The organism is Bradyrhizobium sp. UFLA03-84, assembly GCF_002289535.1.
GTDB lineage: Bacteria > Pseudomonadota > Alphaproteobacteria > Rhizobiales > Xanthobacteraceae > Bradyrhizobium > Bradyrhizobium viridifuturi.
In genome coordinates this window covers 188,367-202,114 of record NZ_NSJY01000009.1, presented here as the reverse complement: position 1 = coordinate 202,114, position 13,748 = coordinate 188,367, and the positions used below count along the sequence as shown (strand labels likewise).

15 protein-coding genes are annotated in these 13,748 nt (G+C 65.7%); 9 read left to right on the top strand and 6 right to left on the bottom strand.

Annotated features, from left to right (window positions below):
• The first annotated feature begins 1 nt into the window (after position 1).
• The 6 genes from CK489_RS11055 to CK489_RS11030 all read left to right on the top strand — a co-directional run bounded on the left by CK489_RS11055 (position 2) and on the right by CK489_RS11030 (position 5,108).
• Positions 2-580, top strand: a complete 579-nt coding sequence (locus CK489_RS11055; protein WP_095732337.1) for a thioredoxin family protein — start codon at positions 2-4, stop codon at positions 578-580.
• Between the two features lie 127 nt (positions 581-707).
• Positions 708-2,114, top strand: coding sequence for a cytochrome ubiquinol oxidase subunit I (locus CK489_RS11050; RefSeq protein WP_050626804.1), 1,407 nt, complete (start codon positions 708-710; stop codon positions 2,112-2,114).
• A complete protein-coding gene (gene cydB / locus CK489_RS11045; RefSeq protein ID WP_095732336.1) occupies positions 2,111-3,112 on the top strand; it encodes a cytochrome d ubiquinol oxidase subunit II in 1,002 nt (333 codons plus the stop codon). The genes CK489_RS11050 and cydB overlap by 4 nt, the downstream gene beginning before the upstream one ends.
• Positions 3,112-3,240: a DUF2474 domain-containing protein gene (locus tag CK489_RS11040; protein ID WP_094193759.1), complete on the top strand. Its 129-nt coding sequence runs from the start codon at positions 3,112-3,114 to the stop codon at positions 3,238-3,240. The genes cydB and CK489_RS11040 overlap by 1 nt, the downstream gene beginning before the upstream one ends.
• A gap of 172 nt (positions 3,241-3,412) precedes the next feature.
• A complete protein-coding gene (locus CK489_RS11035; RefSeq protein ID WP_050626803.1) occupies positions 3,413-4,006 on the top strand; it encodes a L,D-transpeptidase in 594 nt (197 codons plus the stop codon).
• 64 nt (positions 4,007-4,070) lie between these two features.
• Positions 4,071-5,108 (top strand): amino acid ABC transporter substrate-binding protein, encoded by a 1,038-nt coding sequence (locus tag CK489_RS11030; protein ID WP_050626802.1) that lies wholly within the window; start codon positions 4,071-4,073, stop codon positions 5,106-5,108.
• 278 nt (positions 5,109-5,386) lie between these two features.
• Here the strand turns inward: CK489_RS11030 and CK489_RS11025 are convergent, their stop codons facing one another.
• Together CK489_RS11025 and CK489_RS11020 are read right to left on the bottom strand one after the other, a co-directional pair.
• On the bottom strand, positions 5,387-6,526 hold the full coding sequence (locus tag CK489_RS11025) for an acyl-CoA dehydrogenase family protein (protein ID WP_095732335.1): 1,140 nt from the start codon (positions 6,524-6,526) through the stop codon (positions 5,387-5,389).
• A gap of 131 nt (positions 6,527-6,657) precedes the next feature.
• Complete coding sequence (locus tag CK489_RS11020) at positions 6,658-7,842, bottom strand: acyl-CoA dehydrogenase family protein (protein WP_095732334.1); 1,185 nt, start codon at positions 7,840-7,842, stop codon at positions 6,658-6,660.
• A 168-nt stretch (positions 7,843-8,010) separates the two neighbouring features.
• Here CK489_RS11020 and CK489_RS11015 point away from each other — a divergent pair, with 168 nt between their 5' ends.
• Positions 8,011-8,556 carry a carboxymuconolactone decarboxylase family protein gene (locus tag CK489_RS11015; RefSeq protein WP_050626799.1) on the top strand — a complete coding sequence of 182 codons (546 nt, stop codon included), beginning with the start codon at positions 8,011-8,013 and terminating at the stop codon, positions 8,554-8,556.
• A gap of 134 nt (positions 8,557-8,690) precedes the next feature.
• On the top strand, positions 8,691-9,185 hold the full coding sequence (locus CK489_RS11010; protein WP_050626798.1) for a VOC family protein: 495 nt from the start codon (positions 8,691-8,693) through the stop codon (positions 9,183-9,185).
• A 14-nt stretch (positions 9,186-9,199) separates the two neighbouring features.
• Here CK489_RS11010 and CK489_RS11005 read toward each other — a convergent pair whose 3' ends face one another.
• Both CK489_RS11005 and CK489_RS11000 read right to left on the bottom strand, forming a co-directional pair.
• Entirely contained in the window at positions 9,200-9,700 is a 501-nt protein-coding gene (locus CK489_RS11005) for a DUF2938 domain-containing protein (protein ID WP_095732333.1), read from the bottom strand.
• The gene (locus CK489_RS11000; protein ID WP_095732332.1) at positions 9,693-10,556 is read right to left on the bottom strand and encodes a class I SAM-dependent methyltransferase; all 864 of its coding nucleotides are present in this window, start codon (positions 10,554-10,556) and stop codon (positions 9,693-9,695) included. Before CK489_RS11000 ends, CK489_RS11005 begins: the two co-directional genes overlap by 8 nt.
• A gap of 98 nt (positions 10,557-10,654) precedes the next feature.
• On the opposite strand from CK489_RS11000, the gene CK489_RS10995 reads away from it, so the two are divergent.
• A complete protein-coding gene (locus CK489_RS10995; RefSeq protein WP_050626795.1) occupies positions 10,655-11,092 on the top strand; it encodes a helix-turn-helix domain-containing protein in 438 nt (145 codons plus the stop codon).
• Here CK489_RS10995 and CK489_RS10990 read toward each other — a convergent pair.
• Positions 11,087-12,319: an MFS transporter gene (locus CK489_RS10990; RefSeq protein ID WP_095732331.1), complete on the bottom strand. Its 1,233-nt coding sequence runs from the start codon at positions 12,317-12,319 to the stop codon at positions 11,087-11,089. The two genes, CK489_RS10995 and CK489_RS10990, sit on opposite strands and share 6 nt — an antisense overlap.
• A 170-nt stretch (positions 12,320-12,489) precedes the next feature.
• A complete protein-coding gene (locus CK489_RS10985) occupies positions 12,490-13,734 on the bottom strand; it encodes an MFS transporter (protein ID WP_198960898.1) in 1,245 nt (414 codons plus the stop codon).
• Between the last annotated feature and the right edge of the window lie 14 nt (positions 13,735-13,748).

Here is a 13,748-nt window from a genome sequence, read left to right as displayed (position 1 = left end):
GATGCCCGTCCGCTTGCTCGCCGTATCAGCCCTCGTCGCTGCCCTTGGCCTCGGCGGCGCCGTGATCCCCGGCCTCTGCACCGAATTCGACGCACCGGCTCAGCCGGTGCCGCGCGCAGTTGCGATGACGACTGAACAGAGCCAGACCGCGCCCGAATTCGCCGGGATCAGCAACTGGTTCAACTCGCAGCCGCTGAAGCTGGCCGACCTGCGCGGCAAGGTCGTGGTGGTTGATTTCTGGACCTATGGCTGCGTCAACTGCGTCAACACGCTGCCGCATGTCACCCAACTTTATTCAAAGTACCGGGATCGCGGCCTCGTCGTGATCGGGGTCCATACGCCGGAATTCCCGTTCGAGCATTCGGCCACCAATTTGCAGGCGGCGCTGAAGCGGCACGGCATCCTCTATCCGGTGGCGCAGGACAACAATTCGCAGACCTGGAACGCGTACCACAACGAGTATTGGCCGGCGCAATACATCATCGACCAGAACGGCAAGATCGTGTTCCAGCACGCCGGCGAGGGGCAGTACGACGAGATCGACCGCACCGTCGCCCGGCTGCTCAACGCCAATAGCTGATTGGACGTTCCGTCCTGTATTGTCGTCATCCCCGGCGTGGTAGGGTCCACGCCGGGGATGACGCGATTCCGAATGCGCATGCCGTGACCGGATCGCGCCCCAGAGCATTGGCAATGGATGGTGCGGAATGTTCGAAGGCTGGGATGCGGTCGTACTCGCCCGCGCGCAATTCGCTTTCACGATGTCGTTCCACATCGTGTTTCCCGCATTCTCGATCGGGCTTGCGAGCTATCTCGCGGTGCTGGAGGCGCTGTGGCTTGCCACCGGGCGCGAGGTCTACATCAACCTGTTCAATTACTGGCTGAAGATCTTCGCGGTCGCGTTCGGCATGGGCGTGGTGTCGGGCATCGTGATGTCCTACCAGTTCGGCACCAACTGGTCGTCCTTTGCCGACAAGACCGGGCCGGTGATCGGCCCGATGATGGCCTATGAGGTCTTGACCGCGTTCTTCCTCGAGGCCGGCTTCCTCGGCGTGATGCTGTTCGGGCTGTCGCGGGTCGGCCCGAGACTGCACTTCCTGGCAACGTTGATGGTTGCGATCGGCACGCTGATCTCCGCGTTCTGGATCCTGTCGGCCAATTCCTGGATGCAGACCCCGGCCGGTCACGCGATCAATGCCGACGGCCAGTTCGTCGCCGCCGACTGGCTCAAGGTGATCTTCAATCCCTCGTTCCCCTATCGCCTCGTGCACATGGTGCTGGCGGCCTACCTCACCACCTCGCTGGTGGTCGGCGCGGTCGGCGCCTGGCACCTGCTGCGCGACCAGCATCTGGCCGGAGCGCGCGTGATGTTCTCGATGGCGATGTGGATGGCGACCCTGGTGGCGCCGATCCAGATCCTCGCCGGCGACCAGCACGGCCTCAACACGCTGGAGCACCAGCCGGCCAAGGTGATGGCGATGGAAGGCCACTTCCAGAGCCACAAGGACGGCGCGCCGCTGATCCTGTTCGGCTGGCCCGACGAGCGCGACGCCAAGGTGAAATACGCGATCGAGGTGCCGAAGCTGTCGTCGCTGATCCTGAAGCATTCGCTCGACGCGCCGCTCGCCGGCCTCGACACCGTGCCGCGCGAGAACTGGCCGCCGGTGCCGATCACCTTCTGGGCGTTCCGTGTCATGGTCGGGCTCGGCTTCCTGATCCTGGGGCTCGGCCTGTTCAGCCTGCTGATGCGCTGGCGCGGCCTGATGTACCAGTCACCGCTGCTGCACCGCTTCGCGGTGCTGATGGGGCCGGCCGGTTTCATCGCGGTGCTCGCCGGCTGGATCACCACGGAAACCGGGCGGCAACCGTTCACGGTCTACGGGCTGCTGCGCACGACGGATTCGGCCTCACCGCTGGCGGCGCCCGCCGTGGGCTCCTCGCTGATCGCCTTCATCATCGTCTACTTCGCCGTGTTCATCGCGGGCGTGATCTACATCCTGCGGCTGATGGCGCAGCCGCCGCACCCCGGCGAGCAGGGCCCGGCAACAAACATCCCCGCGCGCGCCGCCGGCATCACGCCGGCCGCCGGCGCTGCCGTGGAGGGCGCGCGATGATCGACCTGACCACGATCTGGGCCTTCATCATCGCCTTCGCGGTGTTCGTCTATGTCGTGATGGACGGCTTCGACCTCGGCCTCGGCATCCTGTTTCCGCTATTCCCGCAGAAGACGGATCGCGACGTCATCATGAACACGGTGGCGCCGGTGTGGGACGGCAACGAGACCTGGCTGGTGCTCGGCGGCGGCGGCATGATGGCGGCGTTTCCGCTGGCCTATGCGGTGCTGATGCCGGCGCTCTACACGCCCATGATCGCGATGCTGCTCGGCCTCGTGTTCCGCGGCGTCGCCTTCGAATTCCGCTGGCGCACCCAGAAGGCGCGCAACAAATGGGATCTCGCCTTTGCCGGCGGCTCGCTGGTCGCGACCCTGGCGCAGGGCATCGCGCTCGGCGCCATCCTGCAGGGCATCCATGTCGAGGGCCGCCACTACGCCGGCGGCTGGTGGGACTGGCTGACGCCGTTCAGCGTGCTGACCGGCATTGCGCTGGTGATCGGCTATGCGCTGCTGGGCGCGACCTGGCTGGTGATGAAGACCGAGGGTGGGCTGCGCGAGCGCGCCTATCAGCTGAGCTGGATCCTGCTGGTCGCGATGCTCTGTGCGATCGGCGCCGTCAGCATCGCAACGCCGTTCCTGGCCGTGCAATACACCCAGCGCTGGTTCGCCTGGCCCAACATCATCCTGACCGCACCGGTGCCGATCGCGGTCGCCGCCGTCACCGCGCTGTTGCTGCGCGCGCTCGGCAACAGGAACGACCACCAGCCGTTCTTCCTGACGCTGGCGCTGTTCGCACTGTCCTATGCCGGGCTCGGCATCAGCATGTACCCGTACATCGTGCCGCAGAGCATCACGATCTGGCAGGCGGCGGCGCCGGCCAACAGCCAGATCTTCATGCTGGTCGGGGTCTCGATCCTGGTGCCGCTGATCCTCGGCTACACCGCCTGGGCCTATTGGGTGTTCCGCGGCAAGGTACGCCCCGGCCACGGATACCATTGATGCCGCCGGATCCGAGTCAGCGGCCGCTCGGCCAGCGCCTGCTGTGGTTCGCCGTGCTGTGGCTCGGCGGCGTCGGCACGGTGACCCTGGTCTCGTTCGCGTTGCGACTCTGGATCGCGCCGAAATAAGGCCGGCGGGGCCGCACCCCACACGGCCCCGCCGACAAAAAACGGAAGCATTACAGTGATATAGTGTGATGCCCGCCCTAAACTTGCCATCAAGCTGCCGCTGAGATTTGATGCTTCCGAGCGATTTGGGTGGAGCAACCATTTGGCCGCTTGCCAACAAGGAGAGCTTTGCATGACGAAACTTCGTCACCTGGTCTGGATGTTGATCGCCACGGGCGCGCTCGTGCTGTCGACATCGCATGGCTTCGCCCAGAGCCGCCCGGACGCCGACGAGCCGGGCCTGATCGCCGACGACAGCTACGAGCTCGATCCGGAATGGCAGAAGCAGGTCGTGTACTACCGGACCAATGAGGCGCCGGGTACCATCATCGTCTCCACCGCCGAACGCCATCTCTACCTCGTGCAAGGCAATGGCCGCGCGCTCCGCTACGGCATCGGCGTCGGCCGCGATGGTTTCCAGTGGCAGGGCCTCGTGACCATCACCCGCAAGGCCGAGTGGCCGGATTGGGTGCCGCCGCCGGAAATGATCGCTCGCCAGCCCTACCTGCCGCGCTTCATGGCGGGCGGCCCGGGCAATCCGCTCGGCGCGCGCGCGATGTATCTCGGCACCACGGTGTACCGCATCCACGGCACCAACCGGCCCGACACCATCGGCACCGCGATCTCGTCCGGCTGCTTCCGGCTGGTCAATGCCGACGTCGCCGATCTCTACAACCGCGTCCCCGTCGGCACCAAGGTGATCATCCGCCAGAAGCCCGAACTGTAATCGCTACCCGCCCGCCTTCGATATCCGACCTGTTTTTCCCCCGATCATTCGCGAGAGAGAACCCATGCGTACATTTCGAGGCGGCCTGACGATCGGGCTCGCGGTCGCCGCGCTGGTTGCGGCCGCCGCCATCACCTATGAGCGTTACGACACCCGCACGCTGAAGCGCACCGTCCGCCGCGGCGACGTGCTGTGCGGCGTCAACAAGGGCCTGCCGGGCTTCTCGAATCCGGACGACAAGGGCAACTGGACCGGCTTCGACGTCGATTTCTGCCGCGCGGTGGCCTCGGCGATCTTCGACGATCCGACCAAGGCAAAGTTCGTTCCGCTCGACGCCAGCGAGCGCTTCAAGGAGTTGCAGAACCGCAAGGTCGACATCCTGTCGCGTAACTCCACCTGGAGCATGTCGCGCGAGACCAATTACGACCTCTATTTCCCGGCGGTCGCCTATTATGACGGCCAGGGCTTCATGATCCCGCGCTCGCGCAACATCGATTCCGCGCTCGATCTGAACGGCAGCAAGGTCTGCGTGCAGGCCAACACCACGACCCAGCTCAATCTCGCCGACTATTTCCGTGCCAACAACATGAAGTACACGGAGATGAAGTTCGAAAAGCTCGACGACGTGGTGAAGGCCTATGACAGCGGCCAGTGCGACACGCTGACTTCGGACGCCTCGCAGCTCTATGCGCTGCGGCTCAACCTCGCCAAGCCGAACGACCACACCATCCTGGCCGACATCATCTCCAAGGAGCCGCTGGCGCCGGTGGTCCGGCAGCGCGACGACGACTGGATGATGATCGTGAAGTGGACGCTCTACGCCATGATCAACGCCGAAGAGCTCGGCATCACCTCGAAGAACATCGACGAGGCGCTGAAGTCGAAGAAGCCGGAAGTGATGCGGCTGGTCGGCACCGAGGGCTCCTATGGCGAGGATCTCGGCCTGACCAAGGACTGGGCGGTGCGCATCATCCGCCATGTCGGCAATTACGGCGAGGTCTACGACCGCAACGTCGGCGCCGATTCCAAGCTGAAGATCCCGCGCGGCATGAACCAGCTCTGGAACGCCGGCGGCGTGCAATACGCACCGCCGATCAGGTAGCCTTTCTGCGGCGTCATTGCGAGGAGCAATAGCGACGAAGCAATCCATCGCTCCGCACACGCGGTGAAGTGGATTGCTTCGCGTCGCCCGCAATGACGGGCCTACTCAGGCCGCCAACCCTCCGCTCTCATCACCCGCGAAAGCGGGTGATCCAGTACGTCGCGGCTTCTCCGCTCAAGCACCACTGTCTCTGGAATACTGGATCGCCCGGTCGAGCCGGGAGATGACAGTGTGCGGCGTCGTTGCGCTGCGCTGTTACGCGGCGCTGACGCGTCGGCTCAGTAACCCTTGCCGCTGGCGAGCTGGTCAGTGTGGAAATTGCTGTCGCCGAACAGCTCCTGGCAGACGCGGGCGCGCTTCATGAAGAAGCCGATGTCGAACTGGTCGGTCATGCCCATGCCGCCGTGCATCTGCACACCTTCCTGCACGGCCCGCGTGGCGGTGGTGCCGGCACGCGCTTTTGCCACCGAGACCGCAGTCGCGGCCTTCGCGATATCGGTATCGAGCGCCTGCAGCGCCTTCAGGACCGCGGCGCGGGTGATCTCGATATCGATGTAGAGCTCGGCGGCGCGGTGCTGCAGTGCCTGGAATTCGCCGATCGCCTTGCCGAACTGCTTGCGCTCCTTGAGGTACGTCACGGTGCGGCCGAACACCTCGTCGGAGAGGCCGACCATTTCGGATGCGACCGCGCCGCGGCCGATATTGAGCACGCCCTCGAGCAGCCCAAAGCCCTGATCGACCTCGCCGAGCACGCTGTCGGCGTTGACCTCGACATTGTCGAACACGATGCGCGCCGCGTTGTGCGAATCGACCATCGCGGTACGCTCGACCGCGAGCCCCTTGGCTTTGGGATCAACCAGGAACAGGGTCAGCCCGTTCTTGTCGCCGGCGCTGCCCGCACTGCGCGCGGCAACGATCAGCAGGTCGGCGGTGTGGCCGTCGACCACGAAAGCCTTGTCGCCGGACAGCTTGAAGCCGTTGCCGGCACGCGTCGCCTGCAATTTGGTCTGCAGCGGCCGATGCTTGGCGCCCTCATCGATCGCGAGCGCCGCGAGCAGCGAGCCGTTGGCGATCTTGGGCATATGCTGCGCCTTTTGCGCCTCGCTGCCGCCGCGCGACAGGGCCGATGCGGCGAGCACCGAGGTCGAAAGGAACGGCGACGGCATCAAGGTGCGGCCGATCTCCTCCATGACGATGCCGGCCTCGACGCAGCCGAGACCGCTGCCGCCGAACTGGTCCGGCACCAAGAGGCCGGAGAAGCCCATCTCGGCAAAGGTTGTCCAGAACTCGCGCGAGAAGCCGGTGGTGTCCTTGGCATCGCGCAGGCCGCGCAGATGCGCCACCGGCGCCTTGTCGCTGATGAGACCGCGCGCACTGTCGCGCAGCATGGATTGTTCTTCGGTGAGGACGAGGGCCATGGATGGATCCGATCTAACGTTCTAAGCAGAAAAATTCCGAGTTCGTCATTCCGGGGCGATGCGGCAGCATCGAACCCGGAATCTCGAGGTTCCGGGTTCGCCGCTTCGCGCCGCCCCGGAACGACCGGTAGCTACGCCCCCGGCAGATCGAGGATGCGCTTGGCGACGATGCCGAGCATCACCTCCGAGGTGCCGCCCTCGATCGAGTTGGCCTTGGTGCGCAGCCAGGCGCGCGGGCGGGCGCCGCCGCGGGAACGGTCGCTTTCCCATTCCAGGGCGTCGATGCCGCCGGCCGACATCAGGATCTCGTAGCGCCGCTTGTTGAGCTCGGTGCCGTAATACTTCATCGCCGACGAGAACGCCGGATGCGACTGCCCGGCCTTGGCGAGATCGACCGCGCGCTCCGCGGCGGCGGCAAGCGCGGCCTCATCGACCTCGAAATTCGCGATCTGGCTGCGCAGCTGCGCGTCGTCGAGCTTGCCTTGCGCATCCGCGCCGACCGAGTCGGCCGCGATCTGGCCGAGCGGACGGCCGACGCCGCGCTCGCCCATGCCCGAGATCATCGCGCGCTCGTGCTGCAGCAGGTACTTCGCGACATCCCAGCCGCGATTGACGGTGCCGACGACATGCGACTTCGGCACGCGGACATTGTCGAAGAAGGTTTCGCAGAACGGCGAATAGCCGGAGATCAGCAGGATCGGCTTTGTGGACACCCCCTTCGACGTCATGTCGAAGAGAATAAAACTGATGCCGTCGTGCTTCTTGGCCGCGGGATCGGTGCGCACCAGGCAGAAGATCCAGTCGGCATAGTTGGCGTAGGAGGTCCAGATCTTCTGGCCGTTGATGATGTAGTCGTCGCCGTCGCCGACCGCGCGGGTCTGCAGCGAGGCGAGATCGGAGCCGGCATTCGGCTCGGAATAGCCCTGGCACCAGCGGATCAGACCCGCGGTGATCTTCGGCAGATGCTCCTTCTTCTGCTCCTCGGTGCCGTATTTCAACAGCGCCGGTCCGAGCATCGAGATGCCGAACGAGGTCAGCGGCTGGCGCGCCCCGATCGCCGCCATCTCCTGGCGCACGATCTTGGCTTCCTCGCCGTCGAGGCCTCCGCCGCCATATTCCTTCGGCCAATGCGGCACGGTCCATCCCTTGTCGCGCATCCGCTCGAACCAGACCCGCTGCGCCTCGGAGGAGAATTTCGTGTTGCGGCCACCCCAGAAGGTGTCGCCATCCGAGGTCATCGGTTTGCGCATCTCGGCCGGGCAGTTCTGCTCCAGCCAGGCGCGGGTCTCAGCGCGGAATTTCTCGAGGTCAGCCATGGTGCGTTTCCAGTCAAAATCGACGAATTGGATTCGACCTTAGACCTACGCAGCCGCCGAATTCAATATGCCTCGCGGCCGCGCCATGCTCTGGCGTCGCTACTCACCTTGCGCGATCGGGTGTATCGCCGAGACGGGGTAGCGATTGAAAAACAAGAGGAAACGGACATGCGGCTGAAACTGCTTTCGCCTAGCGAAATGAACGCCGCCCAGAAAGAAACCTACGACGAGTCGATTGCCGGCAAGCGCGGCGCGCCACCAGCGCCGATGATGGCCTGGCTCAACAGCCCGGAGATGGCGCGGCATGCCACGCGACTCGGCGAGGTCTTGCGCTTCGACACGATCTTTCCGCCGAAGCTGTCGGAGATCGCGATCCTCGTCACCGCGCGGCACTGGACCGCGCATTACGAATGGTATGCCCACAAGCGCCTCGCACTGAAGGGCGGGCTCGACCCGAAGATCATCGAAGACATTCGCGTGCGTCGGACGCCGACCTTCGACGATCCCAAGGCCAGGGTGATCTACGACGTCGCCAAGGCGCTGCACGAAGGTCACGGCCTGCCGAAGGCACTGTATGACGAGGCGATCGAGGTGCTGAGCCAGCGCGGCCTGGTCGAGGTGATCGGGCTCTGCGGCTACTACACCATGGTGTCGATGACGCTGAACACGTTCGAATTCCAGCTGCCCGGCGGCGAGCTGTCGGAGCTATGCTAGATCCGGCCGGCCGTGGCGTCATTCGGAAACGCTGCGTTTCCGAATGGATCGCTCCGGCCCCGGCAAATCCAGACTATATCAGGCGGCGAAGCCCTGCCCTGATGGCACGGCATTGATGCCAACGGAGCCAGGTCATGCCGGAAAATCCCCCCATCGTCGCGGGCACGCGGATCGGGCATGTCCACCTCAAGGTCGCCGATCTCGAGCGGGCGCTCGGCTTCTATTGCGGCGTGCTCGGTTTCGAGTTGCAGCAACGCCTCGGGACCGATGCGGCCTTCATCTCGGCCGGCGGCTATCACCACCACATCGGTCTCAACACCTGGGAGAGCAAGGGCGGCCGTCCGCCGCCGCCCGGCACCACCGGCCTGTTCCACACCGCCATCCTGTACCCGACCCGCCCGGCGCTCGCCGACGCGCTGCATCGGGTGCTGTCGGCCGGCATCCAGCTCGACGGCGCCAGCGACCACGGCGTCAGCCAGGCGCTGTATTTGCGCGATCCCGATGAGAACGGCGTCGAGCTCTATTGGGACCGCCCCGAAGCCGAGTGGCCGCGCAGCGCGGACGGCAAGCTTTCGATGTTCACGCGTCGGCTCGACCTCGAGGAATTGCTGAAGCAGCGCGCAGCGTAATTTCGTGATACGGACTATGGCAGCAGCGCGCGCACCAGCGAGCCGGCCGCATAGAGTCCGAGGCCGAACACCGTGTGCGTCACGAGGCTCTGCAGCCGTGCAAACCATGGATGCGGCATCCGGCTCGCGGCAATGCCGGCGCCCATCGCGGGCTGCATGATCAGGAACGGCGCGGCGACAGTGCCGATCCCGACCAGCAAAGGCGGACCGATCGTGGGCTGCCGCGCCCAATCGAGGCCGAAGATTGCGAGCAGCACGCCGGCAAAGCCGATCCCGATCAGATAATGCGCGGCCCATCCGACGGCCCGCTCGCCCACAACTGGCGGCGACGCGGCGATGCGGTCGTGATGCAGGCGCCCGGATGCGAGGTGGCCGAGCCAGCGGCCGACCAACGCGTAATCCAGCGACGGCATGCCGAGCAGATGCTTGCGGACCATCCCCCAGATATCCATCGCGACGGTCGCGCCGGTGCCGATCAGCACCGCACTCGCCAGATAGCCCACGGCGTCAGCCATTGGCAGCCTCCACCGGCGTTCGCGCCGCGACCATCCAGCAGGCCGCGGTGAAGCGAACTTCACCGGCCTCGAGATAGCGGTCGAACGCACTGCGCACGGTGTCGATCACCTGCGAGCGACGCGGCTCTTCCATCGCCTGCAGCATCGTGCCGACCGGGCCGAGCCAGCTCACGTAACGGGTCAGCTCCGCTGCCGGAAAACTCAAGGCGATATCGATCGGCGCGACCGCGACCGCGTCCCAGCCGCTATCCGCCAGGATGCTCTCGACCCGCTTGCGGTCGGCGAAGCCGAACTGCCCCGGCGCATCGGCGCGCCGCGGCGGAAGATCCGGCAGCAGCGGCTTCGCCGCCAGCTCCGCCGTCGTCATGAACGGATTCTCGGCGGCGCTCCGCCAGACGATCAAACGGAGTGCAGCGCCCGGGCAGGCAGCGCGGCGGAGATTGGCGAAGGCCTGCGCCGGGTCGGCAAAGAACATCACGCCGAGACGCGAGATGATCATGTCGAAGCTCGCCGGCGTGAACGGATGGGTCTGCGCGTCCGCGCAGATGAAGCCCGCGGATCGCCGTTCCCGCTCGGCGCGATCGCGCGCCGCTGCGATCATCGGCTGGGAGATGTCGATGCCGGTACAATGCCCCTGCGGGCCGAGCGCCTGGGCAACCGCAAACGTCGTTGCGCCGGTGCCGCAGCCGATATCGAGCACGCGGCCGGGCCCGACATCGGACACAGCCCGTACCAGCAGCGCTTCGAGCGGCTCGAACATCGCTTCGAGCACGTCCCGTGTCTCGACCCAGGCGCGCCCGGCGGCGCCGTTCCAGAGCTTGACCTGCTCGTCCCTGTCCTGTGATGCGGTACTCATGATCTCGTCCTTCTTGCCTGGCTGGCAACGATGATGCTTGCTCCAGGCAAGCGTTAGGCTGCACACTGCCAGTTCAAGTGAACTTGAGGTCAAGAGCCATGCGGGACATCGACATCGCGGAGGTAGCGGAACTGTCGGGCGTTCGCGCCTCCACGCTGCGTTTCTACGAGGAAAAGGGACTGATCGCCTCGCATGGACGGCGTGGGCTGCGCCGCCTGTTCGATCCTGCCGTGCTGGACCGGCTGGCGCTGATCGCGCTCGGCCGCGCCTCCGGCTTCACGCTCGACGAGATCGGACGAATGTTCGCGCCCGACGGCAGGCCGCGGATCGACCGGAAGATGCTGGCAACCAAGGCGGACGAGCTCGACCGCACCATTCGCAGGCTCAACGCGATGCGCGACGGCCTGCGCCACGCCGCCGTCTGCCCGGCGCCGAGCCACATGGAATGTCCGACCTTCCGCCGTCTGCTGCGGGTCGCTGCGGCCGGGAAGATGGAGGCACCGAAGAAGACGAAGAAGTCACGTCGAAAATCATAACCGGGATTGCTGGCTTCGTCCGCGGGTCATGATCGTCACCGCCGCGATCAGTTCCAGGCCGATGCAGCCGTAGAACGGCAGCGTGTAGCTGCCCGAGAGATCGTGCAGCAGCCCGATCACGCCGGGACCGAACGCATAGGTGATCTGGTTGATCGCGGTGATCAGGCTGACCAGCACGCCGAACGCCCGCGGGTCGAACTCGCGCTGCACGATCAGCGCCGGCAGCGTGATCAGATTGCCGACCGAGAAGCCGAACAGCGCGCAGGCCGCGATCTGCACGACGTCATTGTGCACGTTGATGATGAGAGCCAACGCGATCGCCTGGCTGACAAAGGACAACGCCGACGCGAGGCGCTGGTTGAGCTGGTCGATCACAAAGGAGAAGGAGACCCGGCCGACCACGGCCATCGCGGTCAGCAGCGCCATCGCCACCGTGGCGCGCTCGCGGCCGATCACCTGGTCGAGATAGGCGATCAGATGAACGATGAAGCCGACCTGGGCGAACAGCACCAGCGCGAACGCGATCGAGACCGAGAGGAAGCGGATGTCGCGCAGCGCCCGGGCTCGCACCTGGGTCGCCGACGGGGCATCGGCGGCCGCAGCCGTCACGGCGTGCAGGTGCGCCGGCGGCCGCCCGACGAAGATCAGGATCACCGGCACCATGATCACGATCAGCAGCACCGCGGCCGCGATCATCGCGCCGGAGAAGCCGAACGCGCCGATCCCCGCGACCAGCAGCGGTATGCCGACGATGCCGCCGAAGCTCGCGCCGTTCAGCGCCAGGCTGATCGCCATGCCGCGCTTCTTGTCGAACCACAGGCCGAGCGTGTTGGTGATGATGCCGAGGCTGGTGCCGGCCCAGCCGAACGCCAGCAGCGCGTCGGCAAGATAGAGCTGCCACGGTTCGCGCACCTCGCCGATCGCAACCGCCGCCACCGCCATCGCGAAGGTGCCTGCGATCAGGCAGCTGCGCGCGCCGAACGCCTTGATCGCCTCGCTGACGAAGGCGACCAGCGCGGCGCCGAACAGATAGAAGAAGGTGGTGCCCGACGAGATCAGCGACGCCGGCCAGCCGTGCAGCTTGTGCAGCTCGGCGACATAGACGCTCTGGCCGTAGAAGCCCAATCCCCAGCCGAAGGTCGCAAGCAGGAAGCAGACGACGACGATGCGCCAGCCCTCGTAACCAAGCGAGGATTCATCTGGCAGCGTGGGTGATGATGCGTCCATTTCTTGCTCTTGCTTCCGACATCGTCAGGACCGGATTATCCGTTCTCACGATGTAAGGAGCCGTGCAAGCCGATCATTTCGAAGCTGATCGAAGTGTCAGCAATTGGCAGCAGCATGATCCGGAAAAGTGCGAAGCGGTTTTCCGAAAAGATCATGCTTAAGACAAAGCTTTAGATGCTCGGATCCGGGATTTCTTCCACCGCGCGCAATTTCGCCCGCCGCCTGGCGAACGAGGCCAGCGACAGCACGGCAAGCCCGAGCAGCACTGGCGGAAACACCACCATGTTGACGGCGTTCCAGCCGTAATGCGCGAGCAGCTGGCCCGACGAGAACGAGCCGATCGCCATCATGCCGAACACCAGGAAGTCGTTGAACGCCTGCACCTTGTTGCGCTCCTGCGGGCGGTGCGTTTCCAGCACCAGCGCGGAGGCGCCGACGAAGGCGAAATTCCAGCCGACGCCGAGCACGAACAGCGTCGCCCAGAAGTGCGGCGCCGTAATGCCCGACAGCCCGATCATCGCGGCCCCCGCCTCCAGCACAAGGCCGAGCGCGACGATGACGGGCGCGCCGAACCGCGCGATCAGCGAGCCGGTGAAGAAACTCGGGCCATACATCGCCACGATGTGCCACTGGATGCCGAAATTGGAATCGCTGACCGTGAGCCCGCACATCTTCATGGCGAGCGGCGCCGAGGTCATCACCAGGTTCATCATCGGATAGGCGATCACGCCGCACAGCGCCGCCGCGACGAAGCGCGGCTGCCTGGCGATCTCGAGCAGCGGACGGCCGCCATGCAGGTCCGCCGCCGCGGGCTTCGGCGCGTCGACGCCGGACAGTACCGCCATCGCCACCAGCGCGACCAGCGCCTGCATCACGAACGAAAACGCGAACAGATAAGGCGGCCAGATGTCCATGGTCCATTGCACGAGCTGCGGCCCGAGCACGCCGGCGAACACGCCGCCGGCCATCACCCACGACACCGCCTTGGGCCGGAACGCGACGCTGGCGCCATCGGCCGCCGCGAAGCGATAGGACTGCGCGACGGCGCCATAGAGTCCGCCGAGGAAGGTCGCGCCGCAGAACAGCCAGAACGACGAGTGCAGAATCGCGAAGGCGGCGAGCGCGCCGGTGAGCGTACCGCAGAAGGTGCCGACGATGAAGGCGATGCGCCTTCCATAGGCGCGCGAGATCGCGCCGGTCGGCAGCGTGCCGGCGGCAAGCCCGAGCACATACATCGAGAGCGGCACCGTCGCGAGCGAGATGTCGGGCGCCAACGTCGCGCCCACGATCGAGCCGGTGGCGAAGATCACGGCCGAATTGGCGCCGGTCAGCGCCTGCGCCGCCGCAAGCCGCCACACATTGCTGCGCGCCCGCGCGTCATCGCTGGTCTCATCGGCTGCTGTCACGTCGATCATCGGCATTCCCGCAT